The 25,497-nt window shown below is 70.9% G+C and carries 22 protein-coding genes; 13 read left to right on the forward strand and 9 right to left on the reverse strand.

Features of this window, described 5'->3' with window-relative positions; genetic code table 11:
• Nucleotides 1-41: 41 nt before the first annotated feature.
• Entirely contained in the window at nt 42-1,814 is a 1,773-nt protein-coding gene (locus ACYVHU_RS02960) for an AMP-dependent synthetase/ligase (protein WP_432935862.1), read from the forward strand.
• 191 nt (nt 1,815-2,005) lie between these two features.
• Nucleotides 2,006-2,743 (forward strand): carbonic anhydrase family protein, encoded by a 738-nt coding sequence (locus ACYVHU_RS02965; protein WP_078759924.1) that lies wholly within the window; start codon nt 2,006-2,008, stop codon nt 2,741-2,743.
• A 26-nt stretch (nt 2,744-2,769) separates the two neighbouring features.
• On the opposite strand, the gene ACYVHU_RS02970 is transcribed toward ACYVHU_RS02965, so the two are convergent.
• Both ACYVHU_RS02970 and ACYVHU_RS02975 read right to left on the reverse strand, forming a co-directional pair.
• On the reverse strand, nt 2,770-3,474 hold the full coding sequence (locus tag ACYVHU_RS02970; RefSeq protein ID WP_078759923.1) for a YdcF family protein: 705 nt from the start codon (nt 3,472-3,474) through the stop codon (nt 2,770-2,772).
• Nucleotides 3,471-3,827: a CU044_2847 family protein gene (locus ACYVHU_RS02975; protein WP_200813484.1), complete on the reverse strand. Its 357-nt coding sequence runs from the start codon at nt 3,825-3,827 to the stop codon at nt 3,471-3,473. The genes ACYVHU_RS02970 and ACYVHU_RS02975 overlap by 4 nt, the downstream gene beginning before the upstream one ends.
• 310 nt (nt 3,828-4,137) lie before the next feature.
• Here ACYVHU_RS02975 and ACYVHU_RS02980 point away from each other — a divergent pair, with 310 nt between their 5' ends.
• Nucleotides 4,138-4,323 carry a DUF397 domain-containing protein gene (locus ACYVHU_RS02980; RefSeq protein WP_078760044.1) on the forward strand — a complete coding sequence of 62 codons (186 nt, stop codon included), beginning with the start codon at nt 4,138-4,140 and terminating at the stop codon, nt 4,321-4,323.
• Nucleotides 4,324-4,365: 42 nt separating this feature from the next.
• On the opposite strand, the gene fxsT is transcribed toward ACYVHU_RS02980, so the two are convergent.
• The 3 genes from fxsT to ACYVHU_RS02995 all read right to left on the reverse strand — a co-directional run bounded on the left by fxsT (nt 4,366) and on the right by ACYVHU_RS02995 (nt 11,829).
• The gene (gene fxsT, locus ACYVHU_RS02985; protein ID WP_235000656.1) at nt 4,366-8,826 is read right to left on the reverse strand and encodes an FxSxx-COOH system tetratricopeptide repeat protein; all 4,461 of its coding nucleotides are present in this window, start codon (nt 8,824-8,826) and stop codon (nt 4,366-4,368) included.
• A 62-nt stretch (nt 8,827-8,888) separates the two neighbouring features.
• Complete coding sequence (locus ACYVHU_RS02990; RefSeq protein WP_078759920.1) at nt 8,889-10,019, reverse strand: AAA family ATPase; 1,131 nt, start codon at nt 10,017-10,019, stop codon at nt 8,889-8,891.
• Between the two features lie 25 nt (nt 10,020-10,044).
• Nucleotides 10,045-11,829, reverse strand: coding sequence for a VMAP-C domain-containing protein (locus ACYVHU_RS02995; protein WP_159457205.1), 1,785 nt, complete (start codon nt 11,827-11,829; stop codon nt 10,045-10,047).
• A 468-nt stretch (nt 11,830-12,297) separates the two neighbouring features.
• Here ACYVHU_RS02995 and ACYVHU_RS03000 point away from each other — a divergent pair, with 468 nt between their 5' ends.
• Complete coding sequence (locus ACYVHU_RS03000) at nt 12,298-12,591, forward strand: chorismate mutase (protein ID WP_078760043.1); 294 nt, start codon at nt 12,298-12,300, stop codon at nt 12,589-12,591.
• Between the two features lie 245 nt (nt 12,592-12,836).
• Entirely contained in the window at nt 12,837-16,364 is a 3,528-nt protein-coding gene (gene dnaE / locus ACYVHU_RS03005) for a DNA polymerase III subunit alpha (RefSeq protein WP_078759918.1), read from the forward strand.
• A 296-nt stretch (nt 16,365-16,660) separates the two neighbouring features.
• Here the strand turns inward: dnaE and ACYVHU_RS03010 are convergent, their stop codons facing one another.
• The gene (locus ACYVHU_RS03010) at nt 16,661-17,179 is read right to left on the reverse strand and encodes a DinB family protein (RefSeq protein WP_078759917.1); all 519 of its coding nucleotides are present in this window, start codon (nt 17,177-17,179) and stop codon (nt 16,661-16,663) included.
• A 117-nt stretch (nt 17,180-17,296) separates the two neighbouring features.
• On the opposite strand from ACYVHU_RS03010, the gene ACYVHU_RS03015 reads away from it, so the two are divergent.
• On the forward strand, nt 17,297-17,914 hold the full coding sequence (locus ACYVHU_RS03015) for a hypothetical protein (RefSeq protein WP_078759916.1): 618 nt from the start codon (nt 17,297-17,299) through the stop codon (nt 17,912-17,914).
• Between the two features lie 7 nt (nt 17,915-17,921).
• On the opposite strand, the gene ybaK is transcribed toward ACYVHU_RS03015, so the two are convergent.
• From ybaK to ACYVHU_RS03030, 3 genes are all read right to left on the reverse strand, one after another.
• On the reverse strand, nt 17,922-18,404 hold the full coding sequence (ybaK, locus tag ACYVHU_RS03020; protein ID WP_078759915.1) for a Cys-tRNA(Pro) deacylase: 483 nt from the start codon (nt 18,402-18,404) through the stop codon (nt 17,922-17,924).
• A 92-nt stretch (nt 18,405-18,496) separates the two neighbouring features.
• Entirely contained in the window at nt 18,497-19,174 is a 678-nt protein-coding gene (locus tag ACYVHU_RS03025; protein ID WP_078759914.1) for an LON peptidase substrate-binding domain-containing protein, read from the reverse strand.
• 88 nt (nt 19,175-19,262) lie between these two features.
• A complete protein-coding gene (locus ACYVHU_RS03030; protein WP_078759913.1) occupies nt 19,263-19,829 on the reverse strand; it encodes a ferritin in 567 nt (188 codons plus the stop codon).
• A 241-nt stretch (nt 19,830-20,070) separates the two neighbouring features.
• On the opposite strand from ACYVHU_RS03030, the gene hisD reads away from it, so the two are divergent.
• The 7 genes from hisD to hisF are packed head-to-tail and all read left to right on the forward strand — an operon-like array spanning nt 20,071 to nt 25,483.
• The gene (hisD, locus tag ACYVHU_RS03035; protein ID WP_078759912.1) at nt 20,071-21,375 is read left to right on the forward strand and encodes a histidinol dehydrogenase; all 1,305 of its coding nucleotides are present in this window, start codon (nt 20,071-20,073) and stop codon (nt 21,373-21,375) included.
• Nucleotides 21,372-22,457: a histidinol-phosphate transaminase gene (locus tag ACYVHU_RS03040; protein ID WP_078759911.1), complete on the forward strand. Its 1,086-nt coding sequence runs from the start codon at nt 21,372-21,374 to the stop codon at nt 22,455-22,457. Before hisD ends, ACYVHU_RS03040 begins: the two co-directional genes overlap by 4 nt.
• A 60-nt stretch (nt 22,458-22,517) precedes the next feature.
• Nucleotides 22,518-23,111: an imidazoleglycerol-phosphate dehydratase HisB gene (hisB, locus tag ACYVHU_RS03045; RefSeq protein ID WP_078759910.1), complete on the forward strand. Its 594-nt coding sequence runs from the start codon at nt 22,518-22,520 to the stop codon at nt 23,109-23,111.
• Nucleotides 23,111-23,272 carry a CG2302 family histidine operon protein gene (locus ACYVHU_RS03050; protein WP_200813483.1) on the forward strand — a complete coding sequence of 54 codons (162 nt, stop codon included), beginning with the start codon at nt 23,111-23,113 and terminating at the stop codon, nt 23,270-23,272. Before hisB ends, ACYVHU_RS03050 begins: the two co-directional genes overlap by 1 nt.
• Before the next feature lie 30 nt (nt 23,273-23,302).
• Nucleotides 23,303-23,938 carry an imidazole glycerol phosphate synthase subunit HisH gene (gene hisH, locus ACYVHU_RS03055; protein WP_078759909.1) on the forward strand — a complete coding sequence of 212 codons (636 nt, stop codon included), beginning with the start codon at nt 23,303-23,305 and terminating at the stop codon, nt 23,936-23,938.
• A 46-nt stretch (nt 23,939-23,984) separates the two neighbouring features.
• Entirely contained in the window at nt 23,985-24,716 is a 732-nt protein-coding gene (gene priA, locus ACYVHU_RS03060) for a bifunctional 1-(5-phosphoribosyl)-5-((5-phosphoribosylamino)methylideneamino)imidazole-4-carboxamide isomerase/phosphoribosylanthranilate isomerase PriA (protein WP_078759908.1), read from the forward strand.
• Entirely contained in the window at nt 24,713-25,483 is a 771-nt protein-coding gene (hisF, locus tag ACYVHU_RS03065) for an imidazole glycerol phosphate synthase subunit HisF (protein ID WP_078759907.1), read from the forward strand. The genes priA and hisF overlap by 4 nt, the downstream gene beginning before the upstream one ends.
• Nucleotides 25,484-25,497 lie beyond the last annotated feature (14 nt).

Raw genomic sequence — 25,497 nt, forward strand, 5'->3', positions numbered from 1 at the left:
GCGTGTCCGCCACCGCGGGCGTGGGTGTAGGCAAGGAGACCATGAAGGAACGTTCCGCCCCCGCTATGGCCACCCCTCCCACCGAGGGGGGACTGGCCGAGCCCCTGTACGCCCGCGCGGCCGAGGCCCCCGAAGAGGTCATGCTCGACCGCAAACAGGAGGGCCGCTGGACCGGTGTCACCGCGGGTGACTTCGCCACCCAGGTGACCGCCGTCGCCCGCGGCCTGATCGCCGCGGGGATCGAGGTCGGGGACCGCGTCGGCCTGCTGGCCGACAACGCGTTCGAATGGACGCTGTTCGACTACGCCCTGTGGGCCGCCGGCGCCGTCCCGGTACCGATCTACCCCTCCTCCTCGGAAGGGCAGATCCGCTGGATCCTCGGTGACTCCGGTGCCCGCGCCTGCCTCACCGACACCGCCGAACGCGCCGCGGTCATCGAAGGGCTGCGAACCGACCTGACCGGACTACGCCACGTCTGGACGGTCGAGGAGGGGGCGGTCGACACCCTGCGCGCCGCGGGCGCGGACATCCCCGAAGAGGAGGTGAGCCGCCGCAGGGCGGCCGTCTCCCCCCGGGATCCGGCGACCATCGTCTACACCTCGGGCACCACCGGATCGCCCAAGGGATGCGTCCTCACCCACGCGAACTTCTTCGCCGAGGTGGACAACATCATCGCCGCGCTCCCCGAACTCTTCCGCCCCGACGCGGCCGGCCGGCGCCCCAGGACACTGCTCTTCCTGCCCCTGGCCCACGTGTTCGGCCGCATGGTGGAGATCTGCGCGATCCACGCCGGGGTCCGGCTCGCCCACACTCCCAGCGTGCGTTCGCTCCTGGACGACCTGACCACCTTCCGACCCACCTTCCTGCTGGCCGTGCCCTACGTCCTGGAGAAGATCCACGCCACGGCCCAGACCCAGGCGGGCACGGGACTCAAGGGCCGGATCTTCGCGGCGGCGCGCGCCACCGCCGTCGCCTACAGCCGCTCCCTCGACGAGGGCGGCCCCGGACCCCTGCTGCGCCTGCGCCGCGCGGTGTTCGACCGGCTGGTGTACCAGAGGGTCCTCGGGGCGCTCGGCGGGGAGGCCACCCGCGTGATCTCCGGCGGCGGGACACTGGAGCCACGGCTGCTGCACTTCTACCGGGGGATGGGGCTGGAGGTCATCGAGGGCTACGGGCTCACCGAGACCACCGCGGCCGTCGCGGCCACCCGGCCCGGCCGGGTCCGCCCCGGAACGGTCGGCATTCCCCTGCCCGGAGCGTCGATCCGCATCGCGCAGGACGGGGAGATCCTGGTCAAGGGGGAGCAGACCTTCACCCGCTACTGGAACAACGAGGCCGAGACCCGCGGCGCCTTCACCGACGGCTGGTTCGCCACCGGCGACCTCGGCGAGTTCGACGCCGAGGGCAACCTGCGCATCATCGGCCGCAAGAAGGAGATCCTGGTGACCGCGGGCGGGAAGAACGTCGTCCCCGGCCCCATGGAGGACCGGGTGCGTGAGCACCCGCTGGTCAACCAGTGCATGGTGCTGGGCGATGGCCGCCCCTTCGTGACCGCGCTCATCACCCTGGACGGCGAGGCCCTGGCCCGCAGGGAGGGGGGACCGGACTCCGAGGAGGTGCGCGCCGAAGTTCAGGAGGCGATCGACGCCGCCAACCGGCAGGTCTCCAAGGCCGAGTCGATTCGCCGCTTCACCATCCTGCCCGGTGCCTTCTCCGAGGAGGACGCGACGCTGACCCCGACCCTCAAGCTGCGCCGTTCGGCCATCCTGGAACGCTACGCCGGTGAGGTCGAGCGGATGTACGCCAAGAGGTGAGGGCCCTCCCGTCCGCCGTCCCGCCGAAGAGGCGGACGGGGCCGGTGGAGCCGCCTTTTCCGTCGTTTCGACCCCGACGGGAGGCGGATCTGCCAGCATCTCCTCAGCACGGACCGGGTCGGCGCCCCACCGCGCTGCCGCGCGGATCCCGGCCCGTGAGACCACATCCCATCCCGCGAGGAGGAACTGTCATGTCCCAGGAAACGGTGTCGGAGCAGGACGGCTCGATCGAGGCCGGACGGCCCCGCAGGTGGGGCTTTGAACAGAGCCCGGTCAACATCCGCACCGATCTGCTGACACACAGGCGCCTGCCCCGGCTGGAGTTCGCCTACGGGAACTCGGCCAAGATCGAGCTGGAGTACGTCCGCCATCCGGCCGACGAGCCGCCGGGCCTGGGCGTGCACCGCCCCGAAGAGAACGTCGCCGGACACATCCGCTCCCACGACCACCACCTTCGCGTCGGTGACGCCGACTACGTTCTCTCCGAGGTGCACTGGCACACCCCCTCCGAGCACCTGATCGACGGAAGGACGTTCTGGGCCGAGCACCACCTCAAGCACCACCGCGTCGACGACCCCGGCGACGCCCTGGTGGTCGCGGTCTTCTGGGAGGCAGGGGAGGACCACCCCGACCTTCAGCGGCTGGTCCGGGAGTTCCCCCGCTGCCGGGACAACGCCGAGATCATCACCGTCGACTCGGTCGACCTGACCCGGCTCGTCCCGACCGAACGTGCCTCCTACCGCTACCGGGGCTCCCTCACCACCGCCCCCTACAGCGAAGGGGTGAGCTGGATCGTCATGGCCTCCCCCCTCACCGCGCGAGCCGCGACACTGGCCGAGCTGGAGACCGACTTCCCCGGCGGCACCGCGCGCAGCGCCCACCCCCTGTACCGCCGGACCATCGAGACCGACGTTCCACGTGTGCGCTGACCGTCAGCCCCTCCGGGCGGGAAACCTCAGCCCCGGAGGGGCCCGGCCACGACGGCGTGCCGGGTGAAACCGAGCCGGACAAGCAGGTCGTGGGCTTCGCGCACCCGGTCGGGAACGGGCACCGGGGCACTCCAGCCCCGCTCGGCGTAGAGCACCAGGCGCTGGAGGTCCCCGACCAGGAAGTGCAGCACCTCGGCCTCGGGGTAACGGTCGTCGTCGTGGTAGCCGGCGAGACCGCCGGGGAAACAGCGGAAGGACCAGTGCACGCCCGGCCAGTGCACCGCCGCGGTGGCCAGCGCCCGCTGCCCCATATAGGGCTTGGCGGTGACCACGGCGCGGCGCACCGCGATCCCGTGCCCGTCGACCAGGAGCCGGGAGAAGGCGAAGTTCTCGGCGGTGTTGGTCGCCCGCCGCTCCAGCAGCATCGCCGAATCCGGGATCGCCGTCTCACGACGGGCCACCGCGGCGAACTCCTCGGCCTCGGGCCGCTCCCAACGGGCCGGACCGGTCTGTCCGGATGTGTGACGGCCCCGGTCGCCCGAGAAGACGACGAGCGGGGCGACCCCACGCTCCCAGGCGCGGGCGGCGTACCCGGCCACCCGCAGGTCGTGGCTGCCCAGGGCGAGGAGGATGTCGGCGCCGGAGGCGTCGCCGGCACGGTCCGGCGCGGTGTGGAAATCCCACAGCACCTGGGCCGCGCGGCGACCTTCGGGGGTGAGGTGAGCCGTCATGGCGTGCCGGGGACCTCGGGTGGACCGGCCGCGCCCTTTTCGCCTTTTCTCCAGGTCAGCGTGATCTTCATGGTGCTTTCGGCATTGGCTTTGACGAGCATGATGTCGGCGCCGGCGGTGACGTTGACCCCCAATTCGACCGATACCTCGTCGGGGGAGGAGGCCAGTTCCCCCAATTCATGAGCGACCAGGTCGGACAGTGCGCGGACTTTGCCCAGCACCGTCTCGAATTTCTCCTCGGCCGTGCGGAAGGCGGTCCGCGAGCTGACATCGCGGACCTTGGCGGGTCCTCCAGCGGTCTCGATGAGGACCGACCCGCCATGGGCACTGTCGAATCGAATGATCTCCGGCAATTCTTCCCGCCTTTCACCGGCGTGACGTGGTGATGTCCGTCGATCCTGTCCTCCGGAACGGGAGGACGTAAGCAAAATGTCCGGGATCGGTCTACATGGATTTGTAGAGACCGGGGATATCCACCTCACTGGCCGTATGTCAGCATATTCGTCATGGGAAGTTCCGTGTGCCGTTTCCGTACCCCCCGGCGGCTCGCCGTCGCGCTTAGTTCGAGAGAATCGGATGAGTCCTGACCCAACACGCAGCGAGGGACCTGGTGGAGGCGAGGACGGAACGGTGCCACGTGCCGGCGGTTCCCTGACCAGGGAGATGGCAGACCTGCACTGGTGGAAGTCGAGCCACAGCAACAATGCGAACGGCTGTGTTGAAACCGCTCGTCACCAGGACGGCAGCGTCGCGCTCCGCGATTCCCGTAACCCGGAGAAAGCCGTCCTGGGCTTCCAGTGCATGGAATGGTGCGCTTTCCTCGCCGGAGTGCGGAAAGGGCTCGGGTGACCCCGCGGGACGGGGGACGGCGCCCTCGCCCCGCGGCGCGGCTCACAGGTCGTTGATGTGCAGATCGCAGTTGGCCCGCACGTTCTCGGCGGCCGAGAGCGTGCTGGGGTGGTCGGGACCGAACACCGTCGCGTAGCGCCGGATCACATCATCGGTCTCCTCGGACAGCGTGGAACCCTCGATCGCCTGGCGGTCCAGCACCAGGTTGCGTAGAGCCGCGAGGGTGAGCGGATGGTTCTCGGGGAACGCCCGCCGGCATCGGTCGAGGGTGGTGGTGTCCATCTCCAGGGCCGCGGCGACCTGTCCCGTCGCGAACAGGTCGCTGGCCAGGTTGATCGCGTTGGCGATCGTGCTGGGGTGGTCCTCACCGAGCCGGTCGACGTGAACGGCCAGCGCCTCCTCGTCCAGCCGCCGCGCCTCGGCGGCCCGGCCGAGGAGCCGCAACACGACCGCGTGGTTGAGCGCCACGTCCGCGTACAACGGGTGGTGCTCGCCGTAGAGGTCGCGGAAGCGATTCAGGGAGTCCTCCGATAGCCGCAGCGCGGCGTCGTGCGCGCCGGCCGCCCGCAACGACACCGAGTGGTTGGCCGCCGCGCGCATCGTTCCCGGGGAGGCGGGACCCAGCCGCTGGTGGGAGAGCTGCCAGGCCTCCTCCGTCAGCTCCAGGGCCTCTTCCAGCAGCCCCAGCCGTCGCTTGACGGTGCCCACCGCCTGCATGGTCACCAGCCGCGACGGGCTCTGCCGTTCGCGGATCCGGTTGTTCAGCGTGTGGATGGCCTCCAGTTCGACCGCCGCCTCGCGGTAGCGGCCGGACTCCATGAGGTTCATCCCGTAGCCGTAACGGCTGCCGTTGGTCAGGGCGTGTTCGGGGCCCAGGATCTCGACGCGGATCTCGTAGTTGTACCGGTCGATCCGCATCGCCTCGTCGAAACGGCCGTTCAGCCGCAGGCCGACCGCGTGCAGGTGGGCCGCGCGCAGGGTCAGGGGGTCGTCGCGGCCGAAGATCCGCTCGTGCCGCTCCAGGGAGTCGGTGCTCACCTCGACCGCGCGCTGGAACTCGCCGATATTACGCAGGTCCCACGACAGGATGGCGTGGGCGTCGAGAGTCTCCTCGTCGTCGGGACCGCTGGTGCGGGTCAGCGTCTCGACGGTGCGCGTGCACAGCTCGTAGGACTCCTCGAAGCGGCCGAGCTCACGCAGGATCTCGGCGTAGCGCATGGCGGCACGCAGCGTCTGCACGTGATCCTCGCCCAGGCGCCGGCGCCACTCCTCCAGCACCTCCAAGCCGAGGTCGTGCCCCTCCTGGTAGCCGCCCCACAGGGACAGGAAGTGCAGCTCGCCCAGGACGAGCTGGCGCGCCCAGTCGCTGTCGCACCGCCACTGCCGGGTCGCCTGGACGTGCGGCAGCAGTTCGACGTAGCGGCCCCACTCGCGGATGGCGAAGGGGTCTCCGGGGTCGAGGTTGGCCAGCAGCATGTGCGCGCAGTGCAGCACCTCCTCGCGCTCGCGCGGGCTCAACGGGATCCGCAGCGCCTCCTGCACCAGCCGGTGCAGCTGGAAGGTCTCGTTGCGGTGGTCCATCTTGACCAGCGCGTAACGGTCGATCGCGCGCAGCGCCCTGCTCAGCTTGATCGCGGGATCGGCGAGGATCTCGGTCAGTTCCGGCGGCGCGTCGACGTTGCGGGCGCCGTTGAACAGTTTGCGCGGGATGGGCTGCGGCGCGAGGAACGCGCACACCCGCAGCAGTTGCAGCGCTCCGGGGTTGGTCTCGCTGAGCCGGTCCAGGGTCATGTTCATCGTCGCCGCCACCGACCGCGGGTAGTCGGGGCTGGGGCCCAGGTTGGCGAGCAGCTCGTCGGCCTTCTCGTCGAAGACCTCCAACCACTCCGTCGCCGGCATCAGGGTCTCCAGCAGCCACACCGCGGTCTGCTCGACGGCCAGGGGGAGGTCGCCCAGCCGTTCGGCGATGCGGTCGGCCTCGTCGTCGGTGAGCGTCTTGGGGCCGCGCTTGTGCAGCAGCTCCTTGCTCTCGGCGCGTTCGAAGGTGTCGACCTCGAGCAGGCTGTTGTCCCCGGCCCGCCACCGCGGCGAGCGCGAGGTGATGAGGAGCTGGCCGGGGCCGTCGGTCGGCAGGAACCCCTGAAGCTCCTCGGGATCGCCGGCGTTGTCGTAGATCAGCAGCCAGTTGTCGATCGGCGCGCCCAGCCGCAGCGCCTCGAGCGCGGCGCGTACCGCGGCCGCGGGATCGTTGGAGGAGCCGACCCCCAGACGCACCGCGAGGTCGATGAGGGCCTGCTGCACCTGGGCGGAGGTCTCCGAGGGGATCCACCAGACGAGGTCGTACTCGGCCCGGTTGCGGTGCGCGTACTCCATCGCCAACTGGGTCTTGCCCACCCCGCCCATACCCTGGAGGGTCTGGGGGACCAGGGCGGTGGTCCCCTCGCGCAACCGCCGTCGCAGTTCCTCGAGAAGGAGCTCGCGCCCCACGAAGGTGCGGTTGCGAGGCGGGATCTGCCCCCAGATGGTGGGGGAGGCACCCCGGTCGGCGGACCGCTGCGCGGTCAGGCTGCGCAGGACGTCTGTCACGCTGTCTCCTTCGGGAATGGTCGGTGGCAGCCCGTTCTCGGGTGTCCCGACGGGTGCGCTCACGGGCGGGTCGGGGATCGGGCCGCGTTGTGCGGTCGCATGGTCGTCCGCCGGTTGTTCCGGGGCGTCGGCGGAGGGGGACGCCGCCTCCTCGCCTCTCCCCTCGACGGGGGCGGGGGAGGAGGGGCCGATCCGTTCCGCCCAGTCGGTGGCGGCCCTGCGGACGTACCCCGAGAGCGCCTGGAGCGCGGGGATGACGGCCCGGGCGAACGGCTCCGTGGCGGCGTCGACCTCGGGGGGCCGCCAGGCGTCGGGCTGCCGAAGCAGCGGCGTCAACCGGCTCAGCCAGGGAACGGAGTCGCGATGCTCCTCGGCGAGCGACCCGATCAGCTCGGTGATCTGGGATCGGCGGCCGCCGAGGGCCAGCAGACGTTCGCGCACACCGGGGTGGAAGTCCAGGGCGACACGGTCGGGCCGGGAGATGTCGTCGTCACCGATCCGGTCGACCAGGTCCGACCACAGGACCTCGGCGAGGTCGGTGCTGCGGGAGGCGGGGGCGAAACGCCGTTGCACCCCGCGGATGATCGGCAGGTTGAGCGGGACCGCGGCGAGGTAGACCGCGAGCTGGAACGCGGTGGGGGAGGCCGCGGCCCGGAATCGTTCGATCCGCTGGTCGGCGTTCAAGGGGGCGGCGCGCCGGCGCGCCCGCGCGGCGAGTGTCACCTCCCGGGAGGCCAAGGCGTCCTCCTCGTCCCACGCGGCGGTCTCCTCCACGGCGTCCTCGACGATCAGCGCGCTGCACCGGAAGCCGTCCGGATCGCCCCGCCCGGCGAGGAAGCGCGCCCAGCGGCCGATGTCCTCGGGTTCGAGCGCGAGCACCGGTACGGCCAGACCACGGATCTCGGCCTCGTCGGAGCGCGCGGCGGGCGCGATCGGCAGCGTGGAGAGGTGGGCGACACGGTAGCGCGCGTTGGGCACGGAGGCGCCCCGGGCCGGGACGGAGGCGCGCAGCGCGACCCGGTGCAGCCTCATCGTGGTGCGTCGCCACTGGTGGCGTTCCATCACCTGCACCAGGCCCACGGAGGCGTCGCGTCCCCAGCGGGCCAGCCACGACTGCACGGCCCCGCTGTGCCAGCCGAAGCCCAGTGCGTCGCTGAGCACCAGGACGACGTGCCGGCCGGGGCCGTGGGCCGGCAGCGTCGGAGCGGGGTCGGCGGCCCCCTCGCCCTTGAGCGGAACCTCGCCGAAGAAGGTCTTGTCGGAGTCGAAGCGTACGAGTCGGACCTCGCCGAACACCCGTACCTGGCGTACCAGGTCGGTGAACTCCCGGACGAGCGGTCGATGCAGCATCATCGACAGGCTGTCGTCGACGAGGAGCGTCAGCTCGTCGGCGAGGAACACGTCGGGGGAGAGGACGGGAAGCAGCGGTGTGCGGCCGGCTCGGGCCGTCTCGGGGGCGGCCAGGGCCAGCTCGGCGTAGCGCTGGGCCGTGCGGGACTCGTCGAGTCGCTGCCCGCCGGGACGGAGACGGCGAAACGCCCGCAACGCCCGGACCAGGGCCTGGGGGCGCCGCAGGACGGACTCCACCGGCGTGGCCGGCGAGGCGCCCGCGGGGCCGGAGGCGGGCGGGACGGGGGGAGGGGGGTCCGGCCGTGTGGGCCGTGTCTCCTCGGCCTCGGGGGCCGGCCGCTCCGGGGGAGCGGAGGCGGGATCCTCGCCGGTGGTGCCCTCGTCCCCGAGCGGCCGGGGGCGGGGCGCCGGGGGCCGTGGATCGGCGGGCGCGTCCGAAGGCGCGGGGTCCGGCGACCGGGTCGGGGAGGCGGGATCGGCCGCGTCGCGCACCGCGGCCAGCCACAGGGCGTCGGCGACCTCCCACCACTGCGGCGCGGAGGCGGGGCAAGCCTGTGGGTACGACAAAGGGGGAGGCGGCGCGCTTTCCGCCTCCGTCCCGTCGAACCGGTCGTGACCCTCGTGTTCGGTCACCCGTGGCCCGCTTCCGTCAGGCGTTGCCAGACCAGTCTGAGTACCCGGCCCCAGGCGTCGGAGTCCAAGGATGCGCCAGGGGGGTGCCCGGCGGAACTGGCGAGATAGACGGAGTTCAGTAGCTGGTCCACGGAGAGCCCGTCGAGTTCTCCCGAGCGTTCGATGAAGCGGCGGATCAGCTCGTGGTCGTCGCTGCGCAGGCGGCCTCCGAAGTGGGCCATGACGATGTCGGCGAGCTCGGTCTCGCTGGGGCGGCGCAGCCGGAGGGGCAGACAGCGGCGCAGGAAGGCGGGTGGGAAGGGGCGTTCGCCGTTGCTGGTGATGATGATGAAGGGGAAGGCGCAGCAGCGGACCTCGCCGTTGTGCACGGTGAACGCGCGGTCGGGGTCGTCGGTGGGCACGGTGATCCGGGGATGGCGGGACCGGAGGCGGGCGAGTTCGGGAATGGCGTAACGCCCGCTCTCCAAGACGTCGAGCAGGTCGTTGGCCAGGTCGATGTCGCCCTTGTCGAACTCGTCGATGAGCAGGACCCGGGGCAGCCGGTGGGGGAGCAGGGCCGTGCCCAACGGTCCCAGGCGCAGGTAGTCGCCGATGGGGCGATCGGCCGCGCGCTGCTGGTCGCCCCCTCCTCCCGCGGTGTCGGCGGAGATGTCGTGGATGCGGGCGATGGGGTCGTATTCGTACAGTCCCGAGCGCAGCGTGCTGCGGCTGTTGACCGGCCAGCGCAGCACCCGGCCGAGTTTGAGCTCGTGGGCCACCCGGTAGGCCAGACTGGACTTGCCGACCCCGGGGTCGCCGGTGACCAGGAGCGGCCGGCGGAGCAGGAGCGCGGTGTTGACCGCGTCGATGACCTCGGTCTCGTGAGGGGTCGGCGGTCGGGAGCGCGGGGTCGCCGTGCCGAGCATCCGGGTGATCTCGGAGTGGTCGTCGGGCGGGGCGGGCTGGAGGGGGCCTCCGTCGAAGCGCCGCCACGGGGGCGGGGCGGGGAGTTCGGAGGCGAGGTCGAGGTAGTCGCGGGGTCGCCCGGTGCCGCGGTAGATCCACCAACGGGGGATCTGCGGGCTCGCTTCGCCGCCGTGGTCGCTCCCGGGCGCTCGCCCCGGCTCGGATGACGGGACAGACGCCATCGGCGGACCTTCCTAGGACGGGGTTTCACCTGCTGTGGTGCGGGTGGAAATCAGCAAGATCGGGCGGATCGGGCATTTGTGACGAAATTTCGTAAACCATGCTGACTTCGAGCGGATCATAGCCGCTTCCCTCCTGCCGGGATCCTATCTCACTTCCCGTGCGGAACTTTTTCAAGGCGTGCGGAAGGGCCTCGATTTTCGCCAGTGAGAGGCGTTCCCGGTCGCCGCCGAGAAACGGTCGCACATGGCGGTGGAAAAGTTCCGTCCCCTCCGCGTCTCCGCGTAACCACACGATGATCGGGATTCCGGTGGTCAGGGCGATGCCGAGCTGTTCATAGCCTTCGGAGGTGCGCGGATCTGCGCCCAGAACGCACGCGACCAGTTCCTCGTCGGCCAGATGGGTGTTGAGCGTCCTGCGGGCCGTCTCGCTCGTCGTCGAGGTCGAGACCCAGTAGACGTCGCCCTCCTTGCGGGCCGAAAGCGCGTGCTGGTGCTTGCGTAACTGGGCGTGCACGTCCCGCCATTGCGGGTGGTCGTTGTAGAGGAGTTCCCAGCAGCGCAGCACGATCTCGTGGGCGCCGCCGATGGGCTGGACGATCCCGGTGATCGGCGCCGGCCGCCCCCACCTGGTCACCTGCCACGCCAGCAGGGAGAAGGGGAGGACGAACTGGAGGTTCAGGCCGTGGGAGACGGCCCCGGGCAGCCGCTTCGCGGCGTCGACCATCTCCAGCACCGTCTCCTCCAGCGTCTCCCGGGTGACGGTTCGGCCGCTCCCCCTGCTGTAGCCGGGCCGCGGCCCCCCGGAGACGGTCCAGGAGGTGACGGTGTAGCGCTCGGGGCCGTCGAGGTCGCCTTCGACCGGTTCGGCGCAGACGATGAGCCAGGGCGCCTCGGCCCGTTCCGGGGGACGGGGGGCCCGGGAGCGTCGCATCAGCCCGCGCCACTCCTCCTCGGCGAGGGTGTTGCGGTGGTGGCGGTCGATGGTCTCCGACAGCCCCTCCCCGGTCCACAGGCCCCGCGCGCGCACCTCCTCCAGGAAGATCGCGTCGCGTGGCAGGCCGTCGTCGTCGGGGGTCAGGTCGGCGAGGTAGTCGTAGGCATCCAGGGCGGTGCCGAAGTCCTCCCGCGGATGGTCGGCGCGGCCGTGCATCGCCTCGTCGAAGGCGCTGCGGATCGCGCCGAAGCGCAGACCGGACAGCCAGCGGCGGACGGCGAGGGTGGCCTCCTCCTGCGCGGTGAGGAGATCCAGCAGGAACGGGACCTGTTCCACCGGGATCATGAAGGCGGTGCGCCCGTCCTCGGGGATCAACCCCTCGACGCGGCTGGTGAGGATGCCCACCACCCGGCCCTGTAGATCGTCGATCACCCCGCAGCCGCTGAAACCGCCCTCGACCGGGACGGGATGGGAGCGGTCGATGTCGACCTGGAGCTGTCCGAGACGGGTGCCGCCCCGTCCCACCACCTCGGCGCGGGCCGTCAACCCGCCCTCGACCCCCTGGGGATAGCCGTGGACGCGGACCCTGCGCGGACGGGGCCCCGTGGCCACACGACCCAACTGGACGGCCGCGCCGACCGGATGCGCGTCCCGCAGCGTCAGCACGGCGATGTCGAGCGCGTCGTCCCAGTGCTCGGCCAGGAGCCCGGCGGCGCGGCGCTGTCCGTCCTCGGTGCCGACGACGACCTCGGCCGGGGCCGGTGGCAGGTCCGTGTCCTCCAGGCACAGCGCGTCGCGCACGACATGGGCGCAGGTCGCCACGTGGCCGCCGGGGAGCAGGATCCCGCCTCCCACCACGTAACCGTCAGGGGTCATGATCCGGACCTGCCAAGAGAGGTCGAAACCGGGCGAAGGGGATGGCATTGCGCCGCAGCCTCTTTCCTCGAATCGTTCAGGGGCGTGTATTTCGATTCTGTGGGAGGGGGAGGGGGGATTCGGTCGTTTCCTTATTCTTCCCTTCGGGAGGAATCACGGTGCGGACACGTGAAAGCGGACACGAGGGATCATCCCATCCGACGTCTCCGAAGTCGTCCCGGTTCCCGGAAGGCACCTGGGGCACGGGCGGGTCCGGTATCATCAGCGGCATGTTCCACCGCTATCGCCTGTTTAGCGAGCCGGCTCCGCAGCAGCCGGCCGCCGACATGTGACGGCGGCGGAGCGGAGCCGGCCGAAGAGCGCGGAGGTCACCGACCTCGCGCTCTTTTCCTTTTCGTGGCGGTCGGCCGTCCCTCCCTCCCGGACGGGCCCGCCGGCCGCGTCCACCGGATCGAGGAGACGACCCAGATGACCACCAGCCCTTCCCTCGCCGAACTGCGCGCCCGTATCGACGAGGTCGACGCGACACTGGCCGAACTGCTGGAGCGGCGCGCCCTGCTCGCCGCCGACGTGCAACGTCTCAAGCCCGTCGGCGGGTTCGCCGGACGCGACCCCGAGCGTGAACGCGCGGTCGTGGCGGCGATGGCCCGGCGGGCGCCGCGCCTCGGCGCCGAACGCCTCGCCCGCATCATGAACGGCGTCATCGAGAGCGGACTGGAGGTCGCCGAGGAGGAACGGCACACCATCGACCCCCCTCGGTGACCCTGGCCGGGGCCGTGCCGCCGGGCACGGCCCCGACACGCCGACACTGCGACCCGCGCGCCGATCCACCTCCCCGCGGGCGGTGATCTCGGCGACACCCCACCGCTGTCCGCGCCGCGGGTGACGACGGGCTCTTGCCCGTCGCCGGGGACGGCGAGCGCCGGATCGGGATCCGTGACCCCCGTGACCGTCATAGGCTCATGAGGCACACCAGTCCACCGAGCCGCATGTGGGGAAACAGCACCATGGCCGACTCCTTCGTCCACCTGCACGTCCATACCGAGTACTCGATGCTCGACGGTGCGGCTCGGTTGAAGCAGCTGTTCGAAGTGGCCCAGCGGGAGAAGATGCCGGCCGTGGCCATGACCGACCACGGCAACGTCCATGGCGCCTACGACTTCTACAAGCAGGCCAAGAACGCGGGTGTCACCCCGATCATCGGGGTCGAGGCATACGTCGCACCCGAGTCGCGCTTCCACAAGGAGCGGGTGCGCTGGGGTGACCCCTCGCAGAAGGACGACGACGTCTCCGGTGGTGGTTTCTACAACCACAAGACCATCTGGGCGCAGAACAAAGAGGGCCTGCACAACCTGTTCAAGTTGAACTCGCGGGCCTCCAAGGAAGGCCACGTGCGCAAGTGGCCGCGTATGGACAAGGAGCTGATCGCGGAGCACTCCGCGGGGCTCATCGCGACCACCGGCTGCCCCTCGGGAGCGGTCCAGACCCGTCTGCGCCTGGGGCAGTTCGACGAGGCGTTGAAGGTCGCGGGGGAGTACCGCGAGATCTTCGGGCGCGAGAACTACTTCGTCGAGTTGATGGACCACGGTCTCGACATCGAGACCCGGGTCCGCTCGGGGCTGCTGGAGATCGCCAAGAAGCTGGGGCTGCGCACCGTCGTCACCAACGACTCCCACTACACCTACGAGAGCGAGCGCGACGCCCACGACGCGCTGCTGTGCATCCAGACCGGTTCCAAGCTCGCCGACACCGACCGGTTCCGCTTCTCCGGATCCGGTTACTTCCTCAAGAGCGCGGACGAGATGCGCGCGATCGACTCCTCCGACGCCTGGCAGGAGGGGTGCCGCAACACCCTGGTCATCGCGGAGATGATCGACACCTCCGGAATGTTCGACTACTACAACCTGATGCCCAAGTACCCCATCCCGGAGGGGGAGACGGAGGAGAGCTTCTTCCGCAAGGAGGTGCTGCGGGGCCTGGAGCGGCGCTTCCCCGACGGTGTGCCGGAGAAGTACATCAAGCAGGCCGAGTACGAGATCGACGTCATCATCCAGAAGCGTTACCCCTCCTACTTCCTCGTCGTCGCCGACTTCATCAACTGGGCGAAGGCCAACGGGATCGCGGTGGGACCGGGCCGTGGATCGGCCGCGGGGGCGCTGCTGGCCTACGCGCTGGGCATCACCGACCTCGACCCGCTGCCGCACAGCCTCATCTTCGAGCGGTTCCTCAACCCCGAGCGCGAGTCCCCGCCCGACATCGACGTCGACTTCGACGAGCGCCGGCGCGGTGACGTCATCCGTTACGTGACGGAGAAGTACGGCGAGGACAAGGTCGCCATGATCGCCACGTTCGGAACCATTAAGGCGAAGGCTGCCATCAAGGACGCATCGCGCGTCCTGGGCTTCCCCTTCGCGCTGGGCGACCGCATCTCCAAGGCGTTCCCCCCGGCCGTCATGGGCAAGGACATCCCCCTCAGCGGCATCTTCGACGAGAAGCACCCCCGCTACAGCGAGGCCGGTGAGCTGCGCAAGCTCTATGAGGAGGACGTCGACGTCAAGCAGGTCATGGACCTGGCCCAGGGTCTGGAGGGGCTGATCCGCCAGACAGGTGTCCACGCCGCCGGCGTCATCATGAGCTCCGAGTCCATCACCGAGCACATCCCGGTCATGACCCGTCCCGCCGACGGTGTGACCATCACGCAGTTCGACTACCCGACGTGCGAGACGCTCGGGCTGATGAAGATGGACTTCCTCGGCCTGCGCAACCTCACGATCATGGACGACTGCATCAAGAACATCGAGGCCAACCGGGGGGAGAAGATCGACCTGCTCTCCCTGGGGCTCGACGACAAGAAGACGTTCGAACTCCTCCAGCGGGGCGACACCCTCGGCGTCTTCCAGTTCGACGGCGGTCCGATGCGTTCGCTGTTGCGCCAGATGAAGCCCGACCACTTCGAGGACATCTCCGCGGTCGGCGCGCTGTACCGCCCCGGCCCGATGGGCGCGAACTCCCACATCAACTACGCGCTGCGCAAGAACGGCCTCCAGGAGATCACACCGATCCACCCGGAGCTCGCCGAACCCCTCAAGGACATCCTCGGCACGACCTACGGCCTGATCGTCTACCAGGAGCAGGTCATGCAGATCGCGCAGGCGGTCGCCGGCTACACCCTGGGCCAGGCCGACCTGCTCCGTCGCGCGATGGGCAAGAAGAAGAAGGAGGTCCTCGACAAGGAGTTCAAGCCGTTCAGCGAGGGCATGAAGGCCAACGGCTTCTCCGACGAGGCGATCAAGACCCTGTGGGACATCCTCGTCCCCTTCTCCGACTACGCCTTCAACAAGGCGCACAGCGCCGCCTACGGGCTGGTCTCGTACTGGACCGCCTACCTCAAGGCCAACTACCCGGCCGAGTACATGGCGGCCGTCCTCACCTCGGTGGGCGACGACAAGGACAAGAGCGCGCTCTACCTCAACGAGTGCCGCCGTATGGGCATCAAGGTGCTGCCGCCCGACGTCAACGAGTCCGACTCGACGTTCACCCCGCGCGGCACCGACGAGATCCGTTTCGGCCTCTCGGCGATCCGCAACGTCGGCGGCAACGTGGTCGACGCGATCGTCAAGGCGCGTACGGAGAAGGGGCGTTTCTCGGGATTCGCCGACTTCCTGGACAAGGTCCCGGCCCAGGTCTGCAACAAGCGGGTCGTGGAGTCGCTGATCAAGGCGGGCGCCTTCGACGAGTTCGGGCATCCGCGCAAGGGCCTGGTCCTGGTGCACGAACAGGCGATCGACGCGATCATCGGTCACAAGCGGGCCGAGGCGGCCGGGCAGGACTCGCTGTTCGGCGGCATCACCGAGCCGGAGTCGGGCATCCAGGTGGTGCCGGCCATCCCCGAAGGGGAGTGGGACAAGACCACGTTGCTCACCTTCGAGCGGGAGATGCTCGGGCTCTACGTCTCCGACCACCCGCTGCTGGGCCTGGAGGGGATGCTGGCCTCCAACACCGACTGCTCGGTCGCCGATCTCGCCGAACGCCCGGACGGGACCACCGTCACGGTCGGCGGTCTGCTGTCGGGCCTCACCCGCAAGGTCACCAAGCAGGGCAACTCCTGGGCGATGGCGCAGCTCGAGGATCTGGGCGGTGCCGTGGACTGCATGATCTTCCCCAACACCTACCAGCTGTGCTCGCAGGTGCTGGCCGAGGACGCGATCCTGTTCGTCAAGGGGCGGCTCGACCGTCGTGAGGACACCCCGAAGCTGATCGCGATGGAGGTCATCCAGCCCGACCTGTCCAAGGTCGGCAAGGACCAGCCGGTCGTGGTGTCCCTGCCGCTGAGCAGGGTCGTCCCCGAGGTGGTGGCGGAGTTCAAGGACATCCTCTCCCGCAACCAGGGGCAGACCCAGGTCCATCTCCAGGTCCACAACGGTCCCCGCACCACGGTGTTCGCGCTCGACGACAAGCTGCGCGTGGCGCCCTCGCCCGAACTCATGGGCGAGCTGAAGGCGCTGCTGGGATCGAACTGCCTGGGGGGCGTCTAGCGTCCCGCCGGTCCCGGGGCCTTCCCGGCGGCGGGAGGAGACGGCCGGCCGGCGTGCGGCTCCCGGCCCCGGTGATGTCGGCCGATGTCGTGGAAGCGCCCAGGGCGGGCACCAGGGGATCGGCCCGGCCCGTGGAGCCCGCCTCCCGTGAGACGGCCCGTCTCAGGGGAGGCGGGCCGTTTCGTCGGGCGCCTGGACACCGACCTGCTCCGGGGCGCCGCCGACGTGCCGCGGGGCCGGGAGCGGGCCGTCGTGGACGCCGCGCGGCCCCGTCCTCCTCGCCCGGCGGGGTGGGCTCAGACGCCGGTCGCCCCGTCGCCGGATTCGCGCAACAGGTCCAGGTGGCCGTTGTGGCGCGCGGTCTCCTCCAGCACGTGTGTCAGCACCCAGCGCAGTGTCACGGGGGGACGCCCGGGGGCGCCGCGCCGGCGCGCGGCGTTGCCCAGTTCCAGGCGGGCGGTGATCTCCCGGGAGCGCGCGCACTGGGCGTCGTAGTCGTCCAGCAGGGCGGCGACGGGCAGCGTGGCGCCCAGCCGCCATTCGGCGTCGGGGTCCTCGGCCGAGCACGGGGAGCGGTTGGGCAGTCCCAGCATGACGACCTCGAACCAGTGGTGCTCCATCCACCGCAGGTGTGAGAGGAGTCCGGCGATCGTCATCAGGGGGGAGGTGGGCCAGGGGGCGTGTGCCGCCAGCGTCGGGTCCAGCCCGGCGCACTTCCAGCGGACGGTGGTGCGATGCCAGTCCAGCCAGGCGGTGAGCATGGTCCGCTCGTCGGCGGCGGGAGGCGGGGACGTACGCGGGTCGATGTCCAACATGGGGCCATTGTCGTGATTGGCGCGTCGGGCGTCACACGTTTTTCCGATCCGGAACAGCGGATAGATTCGGTGCGCGGACCGCCCGGCCGGAGGCGGCGAGGGAGAGGTGGGCGATCGGTGAAGCGGCAACGGCTCGTCGTCGGCGGCGCGGCGCTCGGGCTGCTGACGGTGCTGGGCCTGCTCCTGGGACTGCTGTGGTGGGCGATCGCGCCGCGGCCCCGGGTGACGGTCGTCGAGGGCGGTGCCACCGCGCCCTTCCCCCTGTCGGAGACCGCGTTCGCCGCCGAGGGGCACTACGCGCTGATGATGATGGTGGCCGGCCTGCTGTGCGGGTACGGGGGCTACCTCCTCCAGCATCACCTGTCGGTGCGTCGGCGCGTCGACATGCGCTCGGCGATGCTGCTGGGACTCGCGGTGGGCGCGCTGACCGGTTCGCTCGCGGCGTGGGGCGTCGGGACGCTCCTGGACGCCGGCGCGGCCCAGCGCGCGATCGAGGCCGCCCGGCCGGGAGACGTCGTCAGCGAGGGACTGCACCTGCGGGCACACAGCGCCCTGCTCCTGTGGCCCTTCGTCACCGTCCTCCAGTACGCCCTGTTCGACGCGGTCAGCCTCTGGCGAGGGGACGTTCCCCGTTTCGACCCGCCCGGGGAGGACGGTCAGGACGCGGCGCCGGACCAGGACGGCCGGACGGCGGCGGTGGCCGGGGAGGGGACGCGGGAGACAGGCCCCGCCTGAACCGTCCTCAGCCCCGGGCGCCGATCGGGGCGGTCACCGCGCCGGTGAGCCGCACCAGCTCCTCGGGTGCCAGTTCCATCTGCAGACCCCGGCGTCCGGCCGAGACGAAGATGGTCGGATGGCTCGTCGCGGAGGAGTCGATGACGGTGCGCAGCCGTTTGCGCTGCCCCAACGGGCTGATCCCGCCCACCACGTACCCCGTCGCGCGTTCGGCGGCGCGCGGGTCGGCCATGGTGGCGCGCTTTCCGCCCACCGCGGCCGCGAGCGCTTTGAGGTCCAGTGACGTCGCGACCGGGACGACGCCGACGGTGAGGGTCCCCTCCACGTCGGCGACCAGGGTCTTGAACACCCGCTCGTGGGCGACCCCGAGCGCGTCGGCGGCCTCCTCGCCGTAGGAGCCGCCGTTGCCCGTAGCGGTGTAGGGGTGCAGGGTGAAGGCCGCCTTCGCGCGCTGCGCCGCGACCGTCGCCGGAGTTCCCTTGCCGCTCACCGTCGCCCCATCCCCTCGGTCCCGTCGCCTCGGCCGGCAGGTCCGGCCGGTCCCAACCCTAGCGCCGCGAGGGCCGCGGCCGCGCGGTCCGGTCAGTTCAGGTTGATCTCCTGGCGCAGGAACTGCCCGGCCGGCAGGGTGGGCAGCGAGGCCAGCACCCGGTTCTCGCGGCGCAGGAGCGCCGCGGCGCGTTCCAGGCGGGCCGCGGCGTGGTCGGCCTCCAGCAGCCCCTGCTTCTCGTCGGGGTCCACGATGATCGCCGCGGACACCGCGTAGGACACCGGCAGCGGGGCGGTCGGGAAGTCCGCCGGGGGATCGGCCGGAATCCCGATCCCGGTCAACCGCTCGCAGTAGCGGCCGAACAGCCGGGCCACCACGTCGACCTGTTCCCCCGCGCCGGGGCCGTCCTCGTCGGGCAGGGGGGTGGTGGAGGCCCGCAGGTAGGGGAAGGAGTCGTCGGGAGGGAGCAGCTCGTCGATCCGGAACCGCCGGCCGCCCTCGACGACGAGGTCGTAACGCCCGTCTCCGCGCAGCCGGGACGTGCGGATCTCGGCGGTGCAGCCGACCTCGAAGAGCCGCTGGGCCGACCTCTCGCCGACCTCGTGCCCGAGTTCGATGCCGACCACTCCGAAGTGCCGGGGTGTATCGGAGGGAGCGTCGAGCAGGTCGCTCACCAGACGCCGGTAACGCTGTTCGAAGATGTGCAGCGGCAGGGGCAGGCCGGGGAACAGGACCGACCCGAGCGGGAAGAGCGGCAGCCGGTGGAGCACGGGACAAGTATGCCCAAAAAGGGAGGCCCCTTCCGGGAAGCCTCGCGGAAGGGGCCCTGCGTCCGGCCGGTGTGGCGGTGGACGCCGGTCACAGGGTCAGGGAGGGGCCCGCGGTCCCGGGAGCGGTGGCGTCGCCGCCGGTCTCGTCCGGCATGTCGCGCGCCACGAACGTCTCGACGTCGAAGAGGTTGCCGTTGCTGCGGTCGATCACGGCGAGCAGCGTCGACATCTTGGCGACCTCCTCGGTCTGCTCCTTGAGGAACCAGTGCAGGAACTGCTCACCGGTGTAGTCGTTCTCGTCGCGGGCGGCCTTGGTCAGAAGGTGGAACTGCTCGGTGACCTCACGCTCCTGGCGCAGCGCGAGCGCGACGAGGTCACGGGCGGTGTCGAATTCGTTGCGCACTTCGCCGGTCGCCGGAATGGTCACGGGAACGTCGTTGTCGATGAGGAAACGCACGATCATCATCGCGTGGTCGCGTTCCTCCAGGGACTGCCGGTAGAAGACCCTGGCCAACTGGGGGAGGTCGCGTTCGTCGAACCAGGTCGCCAGGGCGATGTACTGCTGGGAGGCGGTGAACTCGTGGCGCAGCTGGTCGAGCAGCAGGCGGTGGAACTTGGAAAGTCCGCGTTCGGAGCCGATCGTCGTGGAAGTCATATTCCGATAATAGTTTGAAATTGCGCTGAAAGCGACGAGGGGAAAGGTGATTTCCTTCGCTTAGGGAAGGCTTTTCAAAATGGAATGAGGTTAGGTTTTCCAAACTTAGGATGTGCTTATTTTCATTCCCGGTCCGATCGTCTCCGGCCGGCCGGGACGGTCGGCGGCGCGGCGGACGGGGACGTGGTGCGATTCGTCACCGCAGGTAGGGGCGGGGCTCCCGGCCACTAGACTGAGGGGCGTGATCTCCCGAATCGATCTCCGAGGAACCCCAGGTGACCCGCGCGGCCTGCTGCCCCGCGCCGAACTCGACGTCGAGGCCGCGACCGAGAAGGTCCGCCCGATCTGCGAGGACGTGCGCCATCGAGGCGTCGAGGCGCTCATCGAGCTCACCGAGCGGTTCGACGGCGTGCGGCTCTCCGACATCCGGGTCCCGCGCGAGGTGATCGATTCGGCCCCCGACCGTCTCGAACCGGCCGTGCGCGCCGCGTTGGAGGAGTCGATCCGGCGTGCCCGCCTGGTCCACCGCGACCAGCGCCGCGCCGACATCACCACCGAGGTGGTGCCCGGCGGCACCGTCACCGAACGGTGGATCCCCGTGGACAGGGTCGGCCTGTACGTCCCGGGCGGCCGTGCCGTCTACCCCTCCAGCGTCATCATGAACGTCGTGCCCGCCCAGGAGGCCGGCGTGCCCTCGCTGGCCGTGGCCTCCCCGCCCCAGGCCGAGTTCGGCGGCCTGCCCCACCCCGCGATCCTGGCGGCCTGCGCGCTGCTGGGCGTCGACGAGGTCTACGCGGTCGGCGGCGCCCAGGCCGTGGCGATGTTCGCCTACGGCGCCGGCGAGTGCGCGCCCGCTGCCATGGTCACCGGCCCCGGCAACATCTGGGTCGCCGCCGCCAAACGCCTGCTCAAGGGGGTCATCGGCATCGACTCCGAGGCCGGCCCCACCGAGATCATGGTGCTCGCCGACGACAGCGCCGACCCCGACTATGTCGCCGCCGACCTCATCAGCCAGGCCGAGCACGACGTCATCGCGGGGTCGGTGCTCGTCACCCCGTCCGAGCGCCTGGCCGGCGAGGTCGAGGAACGACTGCGGGCCCGCGTCGACGCGGCCAAGCACCGTGAGCGCATCACCGAGGCGCTCGGCGGCCGTCAATCCGGCATCGTCCTCGTGGACGACCTCGACCAGGGGCTGGCCGTCGCCAACGCCTACGCCGCCGAACACCTGCAGATCATGACGGAGGACCCCCGTGCCGTCGCCGCGCGGGTGCGCAACGCCGGCGCCATCTTCATCGGCGACCACTCCCCGGTCTCCCTCGGCGACTACTGCGCGGGCTCCAACCACGTCCTGCCCACAGGGGGGTGCGCCTGCCACTCCTCGGGGCTGAGCGTGCAGACCTTCCTGCGCGGCGTCCACGTCGTCGAGTACGACCGCGCCGCGCTCGCCGACGTCGCCCACCACGTGGTGGCGCTGGCCGAGGCCGAGGACCTGCCGGCCCACGGCCAGGCGGTCACCGCCCGGTTCGAGGGGGAGGAGCGCGCGTGAGCGAGTTCGGCCTGGAGGACCTGCCCATCCGCGACGACCTGCGCGGCCGCACCCCCTACGGCGCGCCGCAGCTGGACGTCCCGGTGGCCCTCAACACCAACGAGAACCCCTACCCGCCGTCGCCGCGACTGGCCGAGGCCCTGGCCCGCGCCGTCGCCGATGTCGCCGTCGGGCTCAACCGCTACCCCGACCGCGACGCGGTCCGGCTGCGGAGCGCGCTCGCCGACTACCTCGGCCACGGCCTGGACGTCCGCGGGGTGTGGGCGGCCAACGGCTCCAACGAGATCCTCCAGCAGGTGCTGCAGGTCTTCGGGGGGCAGGGCCGCACCGCCATGGGGTTCGAGCCGTCCTACTCGATGCACCCCGTCATCACGGGTGTCACCGGGACCCGTTGGGTGGCCGAGCGGCGCGGTGACGACTTCTCGATCGACCCGGCCGAGGCCCGCGCGGCGGTCCTGCGTCACCGGCCCGACGTGGTCTTCCTGACCTCGCCCAACAACCCCACCGGGACGGCGCTGCCACTGGAGACGATCGAGGCCGTGGCCGAGGTGGCCCCGGGCGTCGTCGTGGTCGACGAGGCCTACGCGGAGTTCCGCCGCGAGGGCACGCCCAGCGCGTTGTCGCTGCTGCCCCGCCACCCGCGGCTCATCGTCTCGCGCACCATGTCCAAGGCGTTCGCGATGGCCGGGGCGCGGCTGGGCTACCTCGCCGCGCATCCGGCGGTCGTCGACGCGATCCAGCTCGTCCGGCTGCCCTATCACCTCTCGGCGGTCACCCAGGCGGTCGCCGTCACCGCCCTGGACTTCGCCGACGAGCTCCTGGGAACCGTCAAGCAGCTGCGCGAGGAGCGCGACGCCCTCGTCGCGTGGCTGCGCGAACGGGGGTTCAGCGTCGCCGACTCCGACGCCAACTTCGTCCTGTTCGGGGTCTTCCCCGACCGCGGCGAGGTCTGGCGGCGAATGCTCGACCAGGGAGTCCTCATCCGCGAGGTGGGTCCCTCGGGCTGGCTGCGGGTCTCCGTCGGCACGCCCGAGGAGAACGCGGCGTTTCGCGCCGCGCTGTCGAATGTGACCGGTCACTAGACCGTCCGCTTCGCCCCAACACCGTCACACAACACCGTCCAGCAGAGAGCCGCGATCCCCATGAGCCGCATCGGCCGCGTCGAACGCACCACCAAGGAGACCAAGGTCCTCGTCGAGATCGACCTCGACGGGACCGGCGTCGCCGACATCTCCACCGGCGTCGGCTTCTACGACCACATGCTCGACCAGCTCGCCAAGCACGGCCTGTTCGACCTCACCGTGCGCACCGAGGGCGACCTGCACATCGACTCCCACCACACGATGGAGGACACCGCGCTCGCGCTGGGCGCGGCCTTCCGCGAGGCGTTGGGGGACAAGGCGGGCATCCGCCGCTTCGCCGACGCCAAGGTCCCGCTGGACGAGGCGCTCGCCGAGGTCACCGTGGACCTCTCGGGCCGGCCCTACCTCGTCCACTCCGAGCCGCAGAACATGGCCCCGGTCATCGGCCGCGACTACGACACCACGATGACCCGGCACATCTTCGAGTCCTTCGTCGCCCAGGCGCGTGTGGCGCTGCACATCCACGTGCCCTACGGGCGCAACGCCCACCACATCGTCGAGTGCCAGTTCAAGGCGTTCGCGCGGGCGCTGCGGTTCGCCTCCGAGCGCGACCCGAGGGTCACCGGCGTTCCCTCCACCAAGGGCGCCCTGTGATGGACAGCCTCGCGCCGGTCCTGCTGCTGGCCCTCGGCGGGCTCCTGGCCGGAGGGACCATCGCCACCTGGCGGAACAGCAGAGTGCTCGCGGTCGCCCTCGCCGTCTGCGCGCTGCTGGCGGTCGTCGCGGGCGTCCTGCGGCTCGACTACTTCAACTGACCCACGACCCATGGAAAGGCGCGGTCACACGTGCAGCCACGTGTCGTCATCTTCGACTACGGATCGGGCAACCTCCGTTCGGCGCAGCGTGCGGTGGAACGCACCGGCGCCGACGTCACCGTCACCAGCGACCCGCATGCCGCGCTCGACGCCGACGGCCTGCTCGTGCCCGGCGTCGGCGCCTTCGAGGCGTGCATGACCGGGTTGCGCGCCGCGGGCGGCGACCGGATCATCGGCCGGCGGCTGGCCGGCGGCCGCCCGGTTCTGGGGGTCTGCGTGGGCATGCAGGTCCTGTTCGAGCGTGGCATCGAGCACGGCGTCACCACCGAGGGCTGCGCGGAGTGGCCCGGCACGGTCGAGCGCCTGGAGGCGCCGGTCGTCCCCCACATGGGGTGGAACACCGTCGAAGCCCCCGAGGGATCCCGGATGTTCGCCGGTATCGACCCCGACGAGAGGTTCTACTTCGTCCACTCCTACGGGGTGCGCCGCTGGGAGCTCGACGCCTCTGGCGCGCCCGTCGCGTCGCCGTTGGTCACCTGGTCCCGGCATGGCGAACCCTTCGTCGCGGCGGTCGAGAACGGACCGCTGTGGGCCACCCAGTTCCACCCGGAGAAGTCCGGCGACGCCGGCGCGAAGCTGCTGGCCAACTGGGTCGCCACCCTGTGAACGGCCCGAACACCGACCGTCCGTCCCATCCGACCGAGGTTTGCCAATGACATCCACGCTCGAACTGCTGCCCGCCGTCGACGTCTCCGGCGGCCAGGCCGTCCAGCTCGTCCAGGGCAAGGCCGACTCCGGGGGCCGCTACGGCGATCCGGTCCAGGCCGCGCTGGGCTGGCAGAAGGCCGGCGCCGAATGGATCCACCTCGTCGACCTCGACGCGGCGTTCGGCCGCGGCCACAACCGCGAGCTGCTCGCCCGCATCGTCGGCGAGCTCGACGTCAAGGTCGAGCTGTCCGGCGGCATCCGCGACGACGAGTCGCTGGCCGCGGCCCTGGCCACCGGCTGCACCCGGGTCAACATCGGGACCGCCGCGCTGGAGGACCCCGACTGGTGCGCCCGTATCATCGGCGAGTACGGCGACCGCATCGCCATCGGCCTGGACGTGCGCGGCACGACGCTGGCCGCCCGGGGATGGACTCGGGACGGCGGGGACCTGTATGAGACCCTGGAGCGCCTTGAGGCGCAGGGGTGCGCCCGTTACGTCGTCACCGACGTCAACAAGGACGGCACGCTCAAGGGCCCCAACCTCGACCTGCTGCGCGACGTGTGCCGCCACACCGACAGGCCGGTGGTGGCCAGCGGCGGCGTCTCCAGCCTGGACGACCTGCGCGCGATCGCGACGCTGGTGCCCGAGGGCGTCGAAGGGGCGATCATGGGCACCGCCCTGTACGAGGGCGCCTTCACCCTGGAGGAGGCCCTGAAGGCGGTGAGCCCCCGATGACCCTGGCGGTACGGGTCATCCCGTGCCTGGACGTCGACGCCGGCCGCGTCGTCAAGGGCGTCAACTTCCAGAACCTGCGCGACGCCGGCGATCCGGTGGAACTGGCCGGGCGCTACGACGGCGCGGGCGCCGACGAACTGACCTTCCTCGACGTCACGGCCTCCAGCAGCGACCGGGAGACCACCTATGACGTGGTGCGCCGCACCGCCTCCCAGGTGTTCATTCCGCTGACCGTCGGCGGGGGCGTGCGCACCCCCGACGACGTCGACCGGTTGCTGCGCGCCGGTGCCGACAAGGTCGGTGTCAACACCGCGGCGATCGCCCGTCCGGAGCTGATCCGCGAGATCGCCCTGCGGTTCGGCAACCAGGTGCTGGTCCTCAGCGCGGACGTGCGGCGGGTCGGCCCGGAGACCTCGACCCCCAGCGGGTTCGAGGTGACCACGCACGGGGGGCGGCGCGGCACCGGCATCGACGCGGTGGAGTGGACCCGGCAGGCCGCCGAGCTGGGAGCGGGCGAGATCCTGCTCAACTCGATGGACGCCGACGGAACCCGCGAGGGCTTCGACCTGGAGCTGATCCGGGCGGTGCGCGAGGTCGTCGACATCCCGTTGATCGCCAGCGGCGGCGCCGGCAAGGTCGAGCACTTCCCGCCGGCGATCGACGCGGGGGCCGACGCGGTCCTGGCGGCCTCGGTGTTCCACTTCGGCGACTTCACGATCGGCGATGTCAAGGCAGAGCTGCGCGCCCACGGCCACCCCGTCCGCTGACCCCGGCCGCCGTT

The sequence above is a fragment of the Marinactinospora endophytica genome (genome assembly GCF_054780875.1).